At 70.7% G+C, this 16519-nt stretch carries 15 protein-coding genes and 3 pseudogenes; 3 read left to right on the forward strand and 15 right to left on the reverse strand.

Going from position 1 to position 16519, the window contains the following annotated elements; translation table 11 throughout:
• Positions 1–30: 30 nt before the first annotated feature.
• From AB0E02_RS30950 to AB0E02_RS30960, 3 genes are read right to left on the reverse strand one after another with little or no spacing between them, the layout of a single operon-like run.
• On the reverse strand, positions 31–1752 hold the full coding sequence (locus AB0E02_RS30950) for an urease subunit alpha (RefSeq protein WP_362145331.1): 1722 nt from the start codon (positions 1750–1752) through the stop codon (positions 31–33).
• A complete protein-coding gene (locus AB0E02_RS30955; RefSeq protein ID WP_362145334.1) occupies positions 1745–2146 on the reverse strand; it encodes an urease subunit beta in 402 nt (133 codons plus the stop codon). The genes AB0E02_RS30950 and AB0E02_RS30955 overlap by 8 nt, the downstream gene beginning before the upstream one ends.
• A gap of 17 nt (positions 2147–2163) precedes the next feature.
• A complete protein-coding gene (locus AB0E02_RS30960; RefSeq protein WP_362145338.1) occupies positions 2164–2466 on the reverse strand; it encodes an urease subunit gamma in 303 nt (100 codons plus the stop codon).
• A 426-nt stretch (positions 2467–2892) separates the two neighbouring features.
• Here AB0E02_RS30960 and AB0E02_RS30965 point away from each other — a divergent pair, with 426 nt between their 5' ends.
• Positions 2893–3837: a M28 family metallopeptidase gene (locus AB0E02_RS30965; RefSeq protein WP_351539791.1), complete on the forward strand. Its 945-nt coding sequence runs from the start codon at positions 2893–2895 to the stop codon at positions 3835–3837.
• A 38-nt stretch (positions 3838–3875) separates the two neighbouring features.
• Here AB0E02_RS30965 and AB0E02_RS30970 read toward each other — a convergent pair whose 3' ends face one another.
• On the reverse strand, positions 3876–4190 hold the full coding sequence (locus tag AB0E02_RS30970; RefSeq protein WP_362145341.1) for a type II toxin-antitoxin system Phd/YefM family antitoxin: 315 nt from the start codon (positions 4188–4190) through the stop codon (positions 3876–3878).
• A gap of 262 nt (positions 4191–4452) precedes the next feature.
• Between AB0E02_RS30970 and AB0E02_RS30975 the strand changes: the two are divergent.
• Positions 4453–4662: pseudogene (locus AB0E02_RS30975) on the forward strand (transcriptional regulator); the annotation flags it as partial.
• A 134-nt stretch (positions 4663–4796) separates the two neighbouring features.
• On the opposite strand, the pseudogene AB0E02_RS30980 reads toward AB0E02_RS30975, so the two are convergent.
• From AB0E02_RS30980 to AB0E02_RS31020, 9 genes and pseudogenes are all read right to left on the reverse strand, one after another.
• Positions 4797–5321, reverse strand: a pseudogene (locus AB0E02_RS30980) (SOS response-associated peptidase); the annotation flags it as partial.
• A pseudogene (locus AB0E02_RS30985) lies at positions 5260–5553 on the reverse strand (hypothetical protein); the annotation flags it as partial. The pseudogenes AB0E02_RS30985 and AB0E02_RS30980, both read right to left, overlap by 62 nt.
• 125 nt (positions 5554–5678) lie before the next feature.
• The gene (locus AB0E02_RS30990; protein ID WP_362145344.1) at positions 5679–6320 is read right to left on the reverse strand and encodes a hypothetical protein; all 642 of its coding nucleotides are present in this window, start codon (positions 6318–6320) and stop codon (positions 5679–5681) included.
• A gap of 84 nt (positions 6321–6404) precedes the next feature.
• The gene (locus tag AB0E02_RS30995) at positions 6405–8435 is read right to left on the reverse strand and encodes an RICIN domain-containing protein (RefSeq protein WP_362145347.1); all 2031 of its coding nucleotides are present in this window, start codon (positions 8433–8435) and stop codon (positions 6405–6407) included.
• A 181-nt stretch (positions 8436–8616) separates the two neighbouring features.
• On the reverse strand, positions 8617–10203 hold the full coding sequence (locus AB0E02_RS31000; protein WP_362145350.1) for a sigma-70 family RNA polymerase sigma factor: 1587 nt from the start codon (positions 10201–10203) through the stop codon (positions 8617–8619).
• Between the two features lie 360 nt (positions 10204–10563).
• Positions 10564–11166, reverse strand: a complete 603-nt coding sequence (locus AB0E02_RS31005; RefSeq protein ID WP_362145353.1) for a DUF3159 domain-containing protein — start codon at positions 11164–11166, stop codon at positions 10564–10566.
• Positions 11163–11480, reverse strand: a complete 318-nt coding sequence (locus tag AB0E02_RS31010; RefSeq protein ID WP_362145356.1) for a hypothetical protein — start codon at positions 11478–11480, stop codon at positions 11163–11165. The genes AB0E02_RS31005 and AB0E02_RS31010 overlap by 4 nt, the downstream gene beginning before the upstream one ends.
• A gap of 3 nt (positions 11481–11483) precedes the next feature.
• The gene (locus AB0E02_RS31015) at positions 11484–11960 is read right to left on the reverse strand and encodes a hypothetical protein (protein WP_362145359.1); all 477 of its coding nucleotides are present in this window, start codon (positions 11958–11960) and stop codon (positions 11484–11486) included.
• A complete protein-coding gene (locus tag AB0E02_RS31020; RefSeq protein WP_362145362.1) occupies positions 11957–12637 on the reverse strand; it encodes a DJ-1/PfpI family protein in 681 nt (226 codons plus the stop codon). Before AB0E02_RS31020 ends, AB0E02_RS31015 begins: the two co-directional genes overlap by 4 nt.
• 188 nt (positions 12638–12825) lie before the next feature.
• Between AB0E02_RS31020 and AB0E02_RS31025 the strand changes: the two genes are divergently transcribed.
• Positions 12826–13773, forward strand: a complete 948-nt coding sequence (locus AB0E02_RS31025) for a helix-turn-helix domain-containing protein (RefSeq protein WP_362145365.1) — start codon at positions 12826–12828, stop codon at positions 13771–13773.
• A 408-nt stretch (positions 13774–14181) separates the two neighbouring features.
• On the opposite strand, the gene AB0E02_RS31030 is transcribed toward AB0E02_RS31025, so the two are convergent.
• Both AB0E02_RS31030 and AB0E02_RS31035 read right to left on the reverse strand, forming a co-directional pair.
• Positions 14182–14493 (reverse strand): hypothetical protein, encoded by a 312-nt coding sequence (locus AB0E02_RS31030; protein WP_362145445.1) that lies wholly within the window; start codon positions 14491–14493, stop codon positions 14182–14184.
• Positions 14494–14718: 225 nt separating this feature from the next.
• Positions 14719–16506, reverse strand: coding sequence for a chloride channel protein (locus AB0E02_RS31035; RefSeq protein WP_362145369.1), 1788 nt, complete (start codon positions 16504–16506; stop codon positions 14719–14721).
• Between the last annotated feature and the right edge of the window lie 13 nt (positions 16507–16519).

Below are 16519 nucleotides of genomic sequence, written 5' to 3' on the forward strand. Positions count from 1 at the left end.
GGTGTTCATCGGGATCTTCCTCATGGCCGGTCAGAAGAGGAAGTACCGCTGGGCCATGGGGAGTTCGGCGGCCGGGTGGGGTTCGACCACCTCGCCGTCGATGGTGACGGTGAAGGTGTCGGGGTCGACGTGGACCCGCGGCAGGGCGTCGTTGTTGCGCATGTCCGCCTTGGTGACACCGCGGGTGGAGCGGATCGCCTCGTACGCCTTGGCCAGCGGCAGGCGCCCGGGGAGGTCGTCCTCCAGGGCCTGCGGGGAGACGAAGTTGACCGAGTTGCTGCCGGGGGCCTTGCCGGTGGCGCCGAACATCGGGCGGGGCAGGACCGGCTGCGGGGTGGGGATGGAGGCGTTGGCGTCGCCCATCTGCGCGTACGCGATCTGTCCGCCCTTGATGACCAGTTGGGGCTTGACGCCGAAGAACGCCGGGTCCCACAGGACGAGGTCGGCGAGCTTGCCGTCCTCGACGGAGCCGACGAGGTGGTCGATGCCCTGGGCGAGGGCGGCGTTGATGGTGTACTTCGCGACGTAGCGGCGGGCCCGGTGGTTGTCCGCGCCGCCGTCGCCGGCCAGGGCGCCGCGGCGCCGCTTCATCACGTGCGCGGTCTGCCAGGTGCGCATCACGACCTCGCCGATCCGGCCCATGGCCTGGGCGTCGGAGGACATGATCGAGATGGCGCCGAGGTCGTGCAGGATGTCCTCGGCGGCGATGGTGGAGGGCCGGATCCGGGACTCGGCGAACGCCAGGTCCTCGGGGACCGCCGGGTTGAGGTGGTGGCAGACCATCAGCATGTCGAGGTGTTCCTCGACGGTGTTGACGGTGTGCGGCCGCGTGGGGTTGGTGGACGCGGGCAGCACGTTCGGCTCGGAGACCATGGCGATCATGTCGGGGGCGTGGCCGCCGCCGGCGCCCTCGACGTGGAACGCGTGGATGGAGCGGCCGGCGATGGCGGCGAGGGTGTCGCCGAGGAAGCCGGCCTCGTTCAGGGTGTCGGTGTGGATCGCGAGCTGGGCGCCGCTCTCCTCGCAGACGGTCAGGCAGGCGTCGATGACGGCGGGGGTGGCGCCCCAGTCCTCGTGGATCTTGAAGCCGAGGATGCCGGCGCGCAGTTGGTCGCGCATCGAGGCGAGGGAGGTGGTGTTGCCCTTGCCGAGCAGTCCGACGTTGACCGGGAAGGAGTCCATCGACTCCAGCAGCCGGGCGATGTGCCAGGCGCCGGGGGTGATGGTGGTGGCCTTGCTGCCCTCGGCCGGTCCGGTGCCGCCGCCGATGAGCGTGGTCACGCCGGAGGCGAGCGCCTCGTCCGCCTGCTGGGGGCAGATGAAGTGGACGTGGGTGTCGATGCCGCCGGCGGTGAGGATCTTGCCGTTGCCGGCGATGATCTCGGTCTCGGGGCCGATGACCAGGTCGGGGTGGACGCCGTCCATGGTGTCGGGGTTGCCGGCCTTGCCGAGGGCGGTGATCCGGCCGTCGCGGATGCCGACGTCGGCCTTGACGACGCCCCAGTGGTCGAGGACCACGGCGCCGGTGATCACGGTGTCCGGGGCGCCCTCGGCGCGGGTGGTGCGGGACTGGCCCATCGACTCGCGGATGACCTTGCCGCCGCCGAAGACCGCCTCGTCGCCGGCCCGGCCGGGTCCGCCGGAGCGGTCCTCGGTGATCTCGATGACCAGGTCGGTGTCGGCGAGGCGGATCCGGTCGCCGGTGGTGGGGCCGAAGAGATCGGCGTACGCCTGGCGGGTCAACTCAGACACCTTTGGCTCCGTTCGCTTCTCCGCCCGCTCGGCGACAGTGCACGTCGCTCGAAGCCTGCGGCCCGGCGGCCTCCCGTGCGTCGCTCACATCGAGAGTGCCTCCGGTCTCGCCGCGCAGCCCCGGGACGATCCGCTTGCCCGCGAGGGGGACCAGCTCGACCTCGGTGGGGATGCCGGGCTCGAAGCGCACGGCGGAGCCGGCCGGGACGTTCAGCCGCTTGCCGTGCGCGGCCGCGCGGTCGAAGTCGAGGCCGGGGTTGGCCTCGGCGAAGTGGTAGTGGGAGCCGACCTGGACGGGGCGGTCGGCGGCGTTGAGGACGGTCATGCGCGTGCGGGGAAGGCCTTCGTTGAGGCGTACCGGCTCGTCGGCGTGGAGGATCTGTCCCGGGATCATCGTCTGCTCTCCCGCGGTCAGTTGATGGGTTCGTGGACGGTGACGAGCTTGGTGCCGTCGGGGAAGGTGGCCTCGACCTGAACGTCGTGGATCATCTCGGGCACGCCCTCCATCACCTCGTCGCGGGTGAGGACCTTGCGGCCGGAGGACATCAGCTCGGCGACGGTACGGCCGTCCCGGGCGCCTTCGAGGATGTGCACGGTCAGCAGCGCGATCGACTCGGGGTGGTTGAGCCTCAGCCCTCGGGCACGGCGCTTTTCGGCCACGTCTGCCGCCACATGAATCATCAAGCGTTCTTGTTCATGCGGGGTCAGTTGCATACCTTCCACCTCACTGTCTTCCGGCCCGGACACATTTGCCCAGGTCACAGGCGTGGGCACACCTGTATCGGTAGATGTATCACGCAGTCATTAAAGGGGGAGCAAACCGACTTCCAGCACTTGGCCATCCACAGCCCCATCGGGGCAGGCTAGTTCGGCCGGATTTCGTCGGCGTTACGACGAATGACGCGGAGGTATCGCAGCACATCGCTGGCGCATTCCTTACGCCGACGGGCCACCACTCACCGACACAGACGAAGCCTTCGGATCACCGATCGCCGCAATCAGGGCATACCGGGCACGCTCCGCTCTGCGAACACCCCTGTCCGATATGCGCTCTTGACGATCTCTCAAGTGATCGCAATTCTCATGTGCGCGTCAAAACGCTCCGCACCATCCCCCCACACCTGTATCGGAGCCTTCACTGTGACCCGTTCTGCACGAATACGCCGGGCCGCGCTGGCCACCGGATGCGTCACCGCCCTGGCCGCCACCCTCTTCACCGCGGCCGGCGCCCACGCCGACCCCGCACCGGCCGCCGCCCCGGACATCGACGTCAAGGCCGTCAAGGCCGACCTGGACCAGCTGCAGTCCATCGCCGACGCCAACGGCGGCAACCGCGCCCACGGCAAGCCCGGCCACAAGGCGTCCATCGACTTCCTCAAGGGCAAGCTGGACCAGGCCGGGTTCAAGACCCAGGTCCAGGAGTTCGACAACAACGGCGCCACCGGCTACAACCTCGTCGCCGACTGGCCGGGCGGCGACGAGAGCAAGACCGTCATGGCCGGCGCCCACGTGGACTCGGTCGACGCCGGTCCCGGCATCAACGACAACGGTTCCGGCTCGGCCGGCATCCTCGAAGTCGCGCTCGCGGTCTCCAAGTCCGGCCTCAAGCCCGCCAAGCACCTCCGGTTCGCCTGGTTCGGCGACGAGGAGGACGGCATGGTCGGCTCGCAGTCCTACGTCCAGAAGCTCGGCGCCGACACCAAGAAGATCGACGCGTACCTGAACTTCGACATGATCGGGTCGCCGAACCCGGGCTACTTCGTCTACGACGACGACGCGCGCCTGGAGAAGGTCTTCAAGGACTGGTTCGCCGCGAAGAACATCGCCACCGAGAAGGAGACCGAGGGCGACGGGCGCTCGGACCACGCCTCCTTCAAGGACGCCGGCGTCGCGGTCGGCGGGCTCTTCTCGGGCGCGGACTACAAGAAGACCGAGGAGCAGGCGAAGAACTGGGGCGGCGAGGCGGGCAAGGCGTTCGACGCCTGCTACCACCAGTCCTGCGACACCTCGAAGAACATCGACGAGAAGGCGCTGGACACCAACACGGACGCCATCGCCGCCGCGATCTGGCAGCTCAGCTCCTGAGCCCTCCGCCTCCTCACCCGGTCAGCCCGCGCTGACCGTCATCTCTCGCGACCCGGTCGCCGGTCCCCGGCGGCCGGGTCGCGGTGTTCCGCGGCGATGCCGAAGCGCCGCCGTTCGCCCGGAGCGGACGACAGGGGCCGGACGGTGGAGACCGTGCTGATCACCTGCTCGTCCTCCGTGCCCTGCTCGCACTGCCCCAGCTCTTCGAGAAGCTGCAGGTCATCGGCGGAAACCAGGGCCACGAGCGGCTTGCCGTGGCGGGTGACGACCACCCGCTCGCCGCCGTAGACGACGCGGTTGATCAGATCCGCCAGCTCCGCCCGGGCTTGCGTCACCGGAATTTCGTAGGCCATGCTCCTAGCCTATGTGCCGTCCACCTGGTCCACCGTGGTCCGTGGCGACAGCGGATATCCAGGTCAGAGGCTCTCGCGCGCTCCCGTGCGCTCTCGTTTGTGAGAAATGTGTGAGACGAGGTGAGATGTGGAACAGGAGCCGTCCAGCATCCAAGCATCCCCGTCTCGGCAGGTAACTCAGCGGAGCTCAGACATTGCGTAGCAATCGTCCAGCCGGCCGGGCGATACTGGGGGCATGACCCTGTAGCCCCCCTCGTTTCCGGTGCCGAACGCGTTCGAGCTGCTGCGCGAACAGTACGTGGAGCGGCTGCCCGCTCAGCTGGAGGACCTGGCCGGCCCCGCCCACGGCACCGCCGACCTGCCGCTACACGCGGTCTGGTCGGGCCGCCGCTCCTATGGCTTGGAGCAGCCGCGCTCTCGGATGAGCCTGTACCGCACCGTCCTGGCCGAAGGACAGCGCCAGGACCTGATCACCATTTCCGTATCCAGCTCCCGTAGCCACTCATCGTGCGTCGTCGCCATACCCATACCCTGACAGACCACCTGCCCTGACAGCCCACCGACACAAGCTTGGGCTCCGGTGTCGGTGCGGCCGGGGTCGTCGGTGATCGCGTCCAGGAGGTGGGGGCCGTTGTTGACCGCGGTGGACACCGTCCGGGCATCCAGGTGGCCGGCGGCCGGAGCTCCCAGCGTGCAGGTCGCCCACCATGCCGCCGGATCATCGTCGGCGACGGCGGGGTCGCGCCAGAACTCGTACAGCCCGGCGGGCGCCATGAGCTGGCCGTCTTCGGGGCTGATGAAGTAGGGCTGCTGGTGGGCCTTGGCGGTCTCGGTTGCCGCGACGGCTTGCCACTCGTAGAAGCCACCCGCCGGCAGCAGGCACCGGCGCCTGGCGAACGCCAGGCGGTAGGCCGGCTTCTCCGCGATGGTCACCACCCGCGCGTTGATCATCTTCGAGCCGACGCTGAGACTCTTCGCCCACGACGGCACCAGACCCCAGCGCAGTGGCCGCAGCTGCCGAGTGACCTCGCCGCTGTCTCGATCGACGCGCTCCAAGATCGACCACACGTCATCGGTCGGAGCCACGTTCCAGCTCGCGGCGAGATCCTGGGCGGGGTCCCAGGAGGTGACGTCCCCAGCGGACGTCTTTCTCGCATCGGATGCGGGCGCGTTCTTTGCGCTCGGCGGCCCGGAGGTCCGGTGGCGGGCGTTGGCGTTGCGCCAGCGCAGGTAGGCATGCAGTGCCCGGGTCTGCACGGTGTGGTTGGGGTGGTTGGAGTTTGGTGAGCTGCCTCAGCGGCCCGAAGTACGCCTCGATCGGGTCCGCCCAGGATGCGTAGGTCGGGGTGAAGCACAACTCGACGTGCCCGCAAAAAAGTCCTGCCAGGCTTGTGACGCCTGGCAGGACTCTGCGGACACGCCCCAGCGGCGAGGGTGGCTCGGTGAGCTACGCCCCGGGCTGTGAGGAGGGTGCGCCCTCGGTGTGGGTCAGTTCGTGCGCGAACGCCGCCTACGGCGCACGGCGGTGACCGTGGTGGCTGTGACCGCGAGTACGGCCGCGGCCGCGGCGGTCCACGGCAGCCACGCCGTCGCCCCTTCGGACCCGGACCCGGACTCCGCTCCCGCCCTGGCCGCCGCATGTGCGGTGGCCGGTGTGGCGGGCTCGACGGACGGGGCCGCGGAGGCGGTCCCGGACGCCGTGGGCCGCGCCGGCCGGGGGGTTGTCTTCTCCCCGGGCCGGGGGTCCACCACCGGCACGTCGATCTTCCCCTCTCCCCGGCCGAGTTCCGGGAAGCCGGATTCGACGGTCACCTTCCAGGTGCCCGGAGGCAGTACCTCCTGGGTCGTGACGGTTCCGGCGTGGCCCGGGACGGCGACCAGCCGCCACGGGCCACGCGTGCGCCCGTCCGCGGACACCGCGGTCAGCGTGCCCGAGATCCGCTCGTCGACCGGGTCATGGTCGTCCTCGTACGTCGCCTTGGCCCGTACGTGCCCGGTGTCCTGGCCGGTGACCGTGAACTGGATGCTGTCACCGTGCGCGTCGGCCTGCCCGGCCTGGACCAGGACGAGCAGCGGCGACGCCAGGAACGCCAGGAGGGGCACGCACAGTGCGCGAGGACGCAGACGCATGGATCAGGAGCTCCTTGCCGAGGCGGCCGGTGTGACCGCGGGACTGGTATGGCCGGCGTGGCCGGGGAGAGGGGAGGAAGGCGGTCAGGAGACGGGCTGGGCGGTCCAGTTCTGCTGGCCCCGGCTGTCCGGCCGCTGGAGTTCGAGCAGCGTGCCGCCGTAGTAGTCGCGGGCGCTGACACCGAGCACCAGGTCCGTGCCCTTGGGGGCCAGCGTCCACGTGCTGCCGGAGGCCGTCGTCTTCCACTGCTGCGACGCGGCGGACGAGCACGGCTGCTGCATCACGTACGCACCGGCGTGGAGCGAGCCGCCGACCTGGAGGCACTTGTGGGACAGCACCGACTCGATCCGCAGGTAGCCGCCGCCCGCGTCGCGGAAGACCCACTGCTGGTTGGCGTAGCCGTGACGCTGCCAGCCGATGAGGACCGTGCCGTCGGCGGAGGATCCGCCGTAGAGGTCGGCGGCCTTGCCGGTGAGGGGGTTCAGCAGTGCGTAGGGCTTGCCGGAGGTGATCGTCTTCGTCGGGTCGCCTGCGGAGGAGGTGTGGAACGACGTCTTCGGGCCCGGCTTGGAAGTACGGCCGTCGCGGTCCTTCACGGCGATGGCGACGGTGTAGTCGGTGTCCGGGCGCAGGTTGACGATCCGGGTCGCGGCGGTGGTGACGCTGCCGATGGACTGGTCGTTCAGGACGATGTCATAGCTCGCCGCGGAGTTGACGGCCTGCCAGCTGAGGCTCGCGGTGTCGGCGGTGATCGTGCCGACGACCGGCTTCGGGCCGGCGGTGGGGCCCGGGTCCGGGTCGGGGCTGGAGCCGCCCTTGATCAGGAACTGGTTGTTCGCCACGTTCCAGTGGGTGGCGAGGTAGCTGCCCGGCCGGGGGTCGGTGTTGAAGTAGTCGTCGTGGTTGCAGTCGAGGCGCTCGTCGTGGCCGCGCTCGGGGCAGACGGTGCGCATCTGCGGGTAGTAGGGGGTGTCCGAGTAGCACATGATGTCCCACTCGTCGGTGCAGTGTGCACCGCGGCTGGTGTTGGGGGCGCTGTTGTTGACGGCGCCCAGGTTGTGGCCCAGTTCGTGGGCGGCTGTGGAGGCGCTCCAGCAGCCGGAGTCGGTACGGCCGTAGGACGGGCCGAAGTTGCTCTGGTTGCTCGCGTCGGGACGTTCGTCACCGGCGAAGCTGCCGATGCCGCAGTACACCTGCGCGTCGGCGAAGATCATGTACTTCCGGTCGCGACGGTTGTAGCCCCGCTCCGCCAGTGCGTTGTTGGTGGCACTGAACTCACCGAGCGAGGAGGCGGGCAGTTCGACGTCGAGGACCGAGGGGGTGCAGTCGGATCCGGTGACGTACCGGATGTGCCGGGTGCCGCCCGTCTCCTTGGCGCTCTCGGCGTAGATGAGGTCGGCGCCGGCCGCCCACTGCTTGAACGAGGCGACGTACTGCCCGTACCGGGACTGGCCGGGCCCGTGGACGTACAGCACCTGTACGCGGTTGCCGGTGGTGCCGTCGCCGTCGCAGACGACCTGCTGGCCGCCCGCCGCAGCCGTGCGGTTTCCGCCGCCCGCGCCGGGCGCCGCTGCCGCGGCGGTCTGCTGGTCGGCGTCCTTTTGGGCGTCGAGCACCGGCGGGGCGTCCTTCAGCAGGTCCTTCGACGACGGCGCGTGGGCGTCACCGCTGTTCAGGTCCGGCTTGGGTGCGCTGGCCTTGACAGCCGGCGGGGTGATGCGGTGGATGTCCACGCCCTTGGGCGGCTCGTCCGGTCCGTGGGTGCACAGTCCGGAGCGCTCCACCTTGTAGACGCCCACGCAGGAGTCGCTCTTCGGGGCCGGCTTGAGGCCCTTGTAGACCATGCCGTGCTTCGGGTCGTTCTTGGGCAGCTTCCCCAGCGGCGCGAGCGGCTTCTTGTGCTCGGGGCTGGCGGCCGGCTTCGTCGCCGTCTGCAACGCCGAGCCGGGCGCGGCCGCGGTCTCACGGTCGCCGGAGCCGCCAGCCGTCACGCCGTAGACGACGCCCGTGGCGACGATGCCGGTCGCCGCGAGGACCGCGGCGGCGACTATGCCGGTCCGACGACCGCCACCGGCGCTGCGCGCGGCGTGACGGCGTCTGCTTCTCTTCCCCAACTCTCTCTCCTGCCGTGTGGTGTGTGGTGGTGGAACGGGCGTGGGGCACGTTGCGGCGCGTGAGCGGTGCGCAGGGTGGTGCCGTGGAACGCCCGTGTTGTGGGGGGTGCGGTGGGGGTTCAGGGGGCCGGGGGGGGTTCGCGGTGGTTCGCTTCCGCGGTGCCGCGCCGGCGGAGTCACGTCAGCGGAAACGCGTCAGCTGCGTCGTGACGTGCTGTGTCCGGCACGGGCCGCGCCGGCCCGCAGGCGACGCCGGCTCCGGCCGTGCGTACAGGTGGGGGTGGGCGCGTGGGGGCGGTGCACCGTGCCGTTCTTCCGGGCGCTCGTCGCTCTCACCGGGCCCGGCCGGCGGAGGGCGGTGTTGTCGGCCGGGGCGCTCCGGGAAGAGACCGTCGCGGTGATCCGCTCGGCGGGGCCGGTGCCGTCCGGGTCGGTGGGGTCGTGGAAGCGGGGGGTGCGCAGGTCCTCCGGGCGACGCTGTACCGCCGGCCGGCGCGTCGGGGCGGTGCGCGACGGTGGCCGGCCGGTCTTGGTTCGCTCGGGGGCGAGCCGGCCGGCGGCCTGTCGGACGAAACGTTTCTTCTCTGGATTGGCCGGGCGTGCGGACGAGTTGACCGGCAGGGGACGCGGCGTGACCGGACGGGAGGGCCACGGCCGGCCGCGGGGCGAAGGGTCTTCGCCGTCGGCCCCGGTCGGCCGGGTGGGCGGCGCCCGCGAGGGAGACAGGCAGCGCCGTGGTGCTCATAGTCCGTCCGGCCCGGCGGCCGTGGGGTATCCGGTGACGACCGTGGCGGTGGCGGGAGCCGGTGCCACCGCGGTGCCCGGCACGCACGGGAGCATGGGCGGTACGGGGCCCGGCGGCGCCCGCGAACGAGCCCGCCTCGGCTGCGGGCAGCGGGGTCATCCCTCCGGCCGGCCGCGCCGCCGCCTCCCCGGCGTCCGCCTTCGCGCACACCGCCTCCAGCAGCGCGGCCGCGGCCGTCCCTGTCATGGGCGCCAGCGTGAGGTTGACGAGGAGTTTCTCGGCGGGTGCCAACTCCTCCCGGTGGCCCGGACAGCTCGCGCACGCGCGAACGTGCCGGGAGAACCGTTTCCGCCACAGCGGGGAGGGCGCCCCGTCCCACCGTTCCGCCATCGACTCCAGTTCCGCACAGGCCCGGGGGCCCGCCTTGCGGGTCGATTCCAGTGCCCGCACCACCACCCGGGCCGTCTCCAGCTGGCCCTTCATCCGCTGCACCCGGACGCCGACGTGCTGGGGCGAGAGCTCCAGGGCGGCCGCGACCTCGGCGCGGGTCAGTTCACCCGCCGCCTCCAGCCACCACAGCGACATCAGGGCCGTGTCATCGCTGTCCAACCAGCGGGAGGCCTGGGCGAGTTCGCGGCGCTGGCCCTCCAGGCCCAGGCGCGTGATGGTGGCATCGACGAAGTCGGCGCCGGGGTCGGCGATGTCGAGGGAGTCGTCCAGCCCGTCGTACCCGGGGAGGGGCGCGGTCCGCGACTGGTTCTCGCGCCAGTACTGGCGTATCTGGTTCATGGCGATGGCCACCAGCCACGACCGGAAGTCCGCCGGGTCGCGCAGGCTGTCCAGGCCGTTGATGACGCGGAGCATGGTCTCCTGCACCACGTCGTCGACGTCGGCGTGACCGTTCAGGGCCCGGCCGACGATGTTGTACACCAACGGCAGGCACTCGCCGACGAGTTCGTCCTGAGCCCGGTGGTCGCCGTTCTGTGCGGCCGTGACCACCGCCACCCCGTTTTCCGCGTCCACGCCCCCCACTCTCTGCGTTTGCTCTCTCGGCGCCGGTGCGCGCGACTGTGTTCCGCCGTACATGTAAGGAGACGCGGGTGACTGGCGGTGCGTAACAGAAATTGGCGAGCAGACTTTCACAACCCTTCACAGCAGGGCCTATTTACCTGCGTTTGTCCAGTTGCCCAAGCCATCCCCCTACCGTTATGCGTTCCACCTGACTACGCATGGTCACGAGGGGGAATCGTTCGGCGAATTCCGCAACGCCTTCACGGAGGCAAACCGACCCCTCATGAGGGGCGCACGTACCCTCCGGCCGTGAAGTGTGATGTCCCGCCACATGCGCGACGTACCCGGACGTCTCTACGGCGTGGCCACACGTCAACCTCCCCGCACCCGCGACCATGCGGCGGCCGAGTCGCGGTGGCGGGCCACGGCCATGCGCGACAGAGCCAGCGTGGCGGCGGTGATCCCGGGCCACAGCGCTCCCATGACGACGTGGAGGACACCGAGGGAGGCGATCTCCGCACGGCTGTAGAGGGCGGTCTGCGCAGCCAGACTCGCCAGGCACACCAGGCCGATGCACACCGTCATCCAACGATAGAAACGGTGCAGGGGCCGGTGCGACCGCCAGCACGGTGGGCCGCCCACGACCCGGTTCGCCACCAGGCCGGCCAGGGGACGGCCTGCCAGCACCGACAGCAGGCAGGCCGCCGAGGATGCCGCGGGCAGCAGCATGGGCAGCAGGAAGAAGCCCCGTGCCTGCCCGGTACCGAGCGCCACGGCCGCGCAGGTCACCGCCAGCAGCGCGCCCACCGCCGCATACCGGAGGTACCGGCGGGTCCACAGACCACAGGCGAGGACCAGTACACCGGCCACTGTGGCCGCCACGAGGGCGGTCCGCAGCCCGTCGGCACCGTAGGCGGCCACGAACGCCAGGGTCGGCGCCGCCGTGGCCGCGAGCCCGGGAAGGCGGGCTCTCATCGTGCCCCCGATCCGGTGTCCAAAGCGCCCTGCGCGTCGGCACGCTCCAGGGCACGGAGCGCGAGCAGTCCCCCGATGCCAGGGATGACGGCGCGCAGCGTGGCGCCGGTGCTGCGCCGCGGATCGCGCCGGGTGGCCAGGACGCCGAAAAGCCAGGCGACCCCGTGCACGGGCCCGAACAGCGCGGCGATCTCGCGGGCGTTCCCGGTCGCGATGTTGACCAACAACACGGCGAGGCTGACCAGTTCGATGGTTGCCGAGGCGCGCAGCGGCCTGCGTGCGAGCCGTGGCGCGGGTACGGAGCTGGCGGTCATGGGTCACACTCCCGTGGTGGAGCCGGGGCGGAGAATCATCAGGACGGTGACCGTCGCCCAGAGCAGGTTGAAGGCGCCGGTCAGCATGGCCAGGCGCGCGGTCTGCGCGCGCTCGACGACCGCCGTCCCGGCCGCGGACTCGGCCAGCTGGGCGAGGAGGCGTTCCTGGGCCGGCAGAACCTGCAGCGCCAGCACCGATGCAGCTGCACCCGTCAGCGCGATCGACATGATCAGCCAGGGGCTGCCCAGGACGTGCAGCTCGCTCGCGGTGGCGAAGCCGAGGACGGGAACGGTCAGGCCGAGGGCGGCGTAGACCCGGCAGACGCGGTGCAACACCCGTACCGTGGCGAGTGTCTCGTGCTGGCCGGGCGTGCCGGCGGCACGGCGGGCCGCGGCGGGAAACATGCTGCCCGCCACGGTCACCGGGCCGACGGCGACGATCGCCGCGAGCACGTGCAGGATGAGCAGGAGCTTGGTCACCGCGGCTGCTCCGCGCCGGCGGGGGACATCGGCACAAACCCCTGGTCGCGCCAGACGACGCCGCGGCGCTCGTGGGCGAACAGCTGCTCCACCGCGAGCGCGACTTTCGGCCCGACCTCCCGTTCCAGCAGATACAGGCCCAGATCGAGGCCAGAGGTGACGCCGCCGGCGGTGACCAGGTCGCCGTCGTCGACGACCCGGCCCGGGGCGACGTGCACACCGCCCGCGCCCAGGAGGTCCAGAGCCTGGTGATGGGTGGTGGCGTGGCGGCCGTGCACAAGCCCGGCCATCGACAGCACCAGCGACCCGCCGCAGACCGTGGCCACCGTGGTGCCCTCTGCGGCCAGCGCGTCGGCCAGCAATTTCGGGAGCTCCGTGGTCAGTGCGCGGCCGAGGATCACGGGAATCCGTTCCTCAGCAGAGTCGTCCGCGCCCTGCCCGGGGAGCCTGCCGGCCGCGCCCGGCACAACGACCAGGTCCGCGCGATCCGGGGCCAGAAGAGCGGCGGCCGTCAGCGCGACGCCGGGTATTCCGCTCGGCACCTGCCTGGCTCCTTCCGCACAGGCCAGTTCGACGGTCACCCGATCGGTGAAGGCCCGGGCGGCGCTGAAGACCTCGAACGGAGCGATGACATCCAACGGGTCGAACCCATCGAAGAGGACGAACTGTGCCAGCATCGGCGACTCTCATTTCCCTCGGTTCCTGACTGCCGCGCTCACGCTAGGCGGCACGACAGACCCCGACCATGGGCTTGAATGACACAACTCAACGAGTTCTCGCCACTTCGCTGACCATTGCTTTCGTAACCCTGAACTTCCGGACCTGCATCGTGAGTTACGGCGGGAAGTGGGCGTAGCCTGCGTGGATGCACACCGTGGCGATTCTTGCGCTGGACCAGACGGTGGCCTTCGACATGGCCATCCCGGTCGAGGTGTTCGGACGCGTGCGCCTGCCGGACGGGCGTCGCCCCTACCGGGTGCGCGTCTGTGGAACCCGACCGGAGGTGCCGACCGAGACGTTCACCATCCGTGTGCCCTGGGGGCTGGACGGCCTCGCCGGTGCCGACACGATCATCGTGCCCGGCCGGGAGGAGCACGCGGGGCCGCCCCCGGGCGAGGCTCTCCAGGCACTGCGTGACGCCGCCGCCGACGGCGCGCGCATCGCCTCGATCTGCGGCGGCGCCTTCACCCTGGCCGCCACCGGCCTGCTGGACGGCCTGGCCGCGACCACCCACTGGATCGCCGCCGACCAACTCACCCGGCAGTACCCGAAAATCGAAGTGCGCCCGGACGTGCTCTACGTGGACAACGGCCAACTGCTCACCTCCGCCGGGGCCTCCGCCGGCATGGACCTGTGCTTGCACCTGGTCCGCCGCGACCTGGGCTCGGCCGTCGCGGCGGACGCGGCCCGACTGGCCGTCACCCCCCTGGAACGAGAGGGCGGCCAGGCCCAGTACATCGTCCACGAACCCCCGCCGCTGCCTCGCGGCTCACTTCTGGAACCGACACTGGCCTGGATCCAGGACCACCTCGGCGAGGATCTCACTCTGGAGGCCATGGCTGCCCGCTGCGCCATGAGCACCCGCACCTTCAGCCGCCGCTTCCGCGAACAGACCGGCACGACCCCCCTGCAGTGGCTGCTCCGCGCACGCGTCCGACACGCCCAGTACCTACTTGAGCACAGCGACCATCCCGTCGAACGTATCGCCGTGCAGGCCGGCTTTGGATCCGCGACCGCCTTCCGCGAACGGTTCAAGCGCGTCACCGGCACGACACCGCAGACCTACCGGGCCACCTTCCGCCGTCCTTGCTGAAACCCGGGTCACGCCCACTGGGGTGGTGCACCGACGGCCACTCGGTGCCTCGGTGGTGCCGACCACCCCGCGGGCCAGCACCCACGCGCCGACCGTCATGGTGGCCGAGCGCACCGCGCAGCTCATGCGGATCGCTGCGTCCTGACCGCAGCTGCGCCGTGGCGATCGGCCGATCGCAGCCGCATGTTGGTACTCATGCTGAACTCGTGGAGTCCGGTGGTCTGCCCGCGTCGCCGTCCACCTCGGCGTTGCACGAACCGGCAGCGAATCGCTCCGCGGCCTCCAGCCGGATCCGCTCGCGAAACGCCTGCCGTTCAGGCGTCAGCCCGCCACCCTGCGAATTTCTCACACAACCGGCATACCCCGACGATCACACCTCGTCAGCCCCACGACATCACGCCGCAAAGGTCAGCAACGCACCAGCTCTGACCTCACGAGCACCGGCTCAGGTCGCGCCTGAACATCAACATAGAGTTTTGCGATACCAACCTGTAGGTCCGCTCCATTGCGCCAGAAAAACAAGGTGGTGGTGCCTGCCCGGACATAGTCGTGACTGCGGCGTTCGGGGACGCCGGGCACCGTCGGCAGGACCGGCTGGGACCGGTGCGCTCGTTGTGGTCGACGGAGGCGGCTTCCTCGGCCGAATAGGCGATCTTGCAGGCGGGGCAGGACGCCCATGGCCTCGGCGGCGTCGTAGCGGGGGCCGAAGAAGTCGCTCACGCAACCCTGGGTGCGGGGGCGAATGCCTTTCCACCACCGCGACATCGCAGCCGAGGGTGTCCAGACGCTGCGCGAGGGCGAGGCCGGCGACTCCGGCGCCGCAGCTCACCGCCTTCACGCGGAAGAACTTCACTCCCCCCGGGGCCGGCTGCCCGGTGACGAACGCCGGTGTGCTGCGAGAGCTGGTGCGATCTCCTCTGCGAACGGTTGGTGGACGTCGCCGCTTCAGGTGGTGGCGGGTGCGTGAAGCGCGCGCAGTGCACTTTGGTGGGTCAGCCAGCCGAGCACCTGTCCGTGGTCGGGGTCGAGGACGGGAAGGCCGGTTCCGGGTGCCGTGACCAGGGCGTGCAGGGCCGTGGACAGGGGCATGTCGGCGGTCACGGGCGGCGTCGGTTCGGCGAGGTCACCTGCGGTGGCCGGTGGGTCGACGTCACCGTCGGTACGTTCGGCGAGCGCCTCGGCCGTCGCCCGGGCGGTGAGCGTGCCGCGGTAACGCCCCTCGGCATCCACGACGGGCAGCGCGCCGTGATCGGACAGGCGCAACCGGTCCGCGGCCTCCGGGAGTTCGGTGGTGGCGGGCAGGGGCACGGGGAAGCCCTCCATCACCGACTCCACGCTCTGTGCGCCGAGTCGGGCTCCGGGGGCCGGGGCGTTGAGGTCGATGCCACGGCGGCGGAGCTTGAGGGTGTAGACGGTGTCGCGGGAGAGCAGGCGGCTGGTGAGGGTTGCCAGGACGATGGCGAGCATCAGCGGCAGGATGATCGAGTACTGACCGGTGAGCTCGAAGAGGATGACGACGGCGGTGATGGGCGCGCGGGAGGCTCCCGCAAAGACGGCACCCATCCCGACCAGGGCATAGGCGCCCACCGCCCCCGCGGTGGTGGGCATCAGCTGGTGGGTGGTGGCCCCGTAGGCGGCACCGAGCATGGCACCGATGAAGAGGCTGGGGGCGAAGACGCCGCCGGAGCCGCCGATGCCGATGGTCAGGCTGGTGGCGAGGATCTTGCCGACGAGCAGGAGCAGCAGGAAGCCGGCGACGTATCCGCCGTGCGCGGCCTTCTCCAGTACGGGATAGCCGACGCCGTACATCTCCGGCAGCACCAGCAGGACGACGCCCAGCAGGAGGCCGCCGACGGCAGGTCGGAGCCACTCGGGCCCGCGCCAGGCCCAGTCGCAGGCGTCCTCGATCCAGTACAGGATGCGGGTGAACCCGACGCCGATCGCGCCCGCGAGCACGCCGAGCACCGCGAACAGCCCGTACTGGCCGAGGTGTTCGACGTGGAAGGGCGGCAGGACGAGGAAGGCGTTGTCGCCGAAGGCGGCTCGGCCGATGACGCTCGCGGTGACGCTGGAGAGCACAGTGGCGCCGAACGCCTCGACGCTGAAGGTCGCCAGGATCAGCTCCATGGCGAAGAACACGCCGGCCAGTGGTGCGTTGAAGGTGGCCGCGATGCCTCCGGCGGCGCCGCAGGCCACCAGCAACCGCATCCGGTCCTCGGACACCCTGACCACACGGCCCAAGGTGGAGCCGAGAGCGGAGCCGATCTGCACGATGGGCCCCTCGCGGCCGACCGAGCCCCCCGAGCCGATGCACAGGGCCGAGGCGAGTGCCTTGACGACGGAGACCTGCGGGTTGATCCGGCCGCCGCGCTGGGCGACCGCCAGCATCACCTCCGGCACGCCGTGGCCGCGGGCCTCCTTGGCGAACCGGTCGACCAGGGGGCCGTAGAGCAGGCCACCGACGACGGGTGCCAGCAGCACGAAGAACGGCCCCAGCCACGGCACCTGCGGATTCGCGCTGCCGCCCGCGCCCGCGTAGTCCTGGTGGCCGGAGAAGAGGCGGGTGAAGGTCACGATCAGCCAGCGGAAGGCGATCGAACCGAGCCCGGCACCCGCGCCCACCGTCACGGCAAGGGCAAGCAGGCCCCACGGAGCATTCCGCAGACGGGCCACCGGCGACGCGGATCGGGTGGTGAGGCTCACAGGCTCGGCGGAGGTCGGAGCGGGCTCCATCGCGGCTCTTCCA

It is taken from the genome of Streptomyces sp. NPDC048196 (assembly GCF_040652715.1).
GTDB lineage: Bacteria > Actinomycetota > Actinomycetes > Streptomycetales > Streptomycetaceae > Streptomyces > Streptomyces siderophoricus.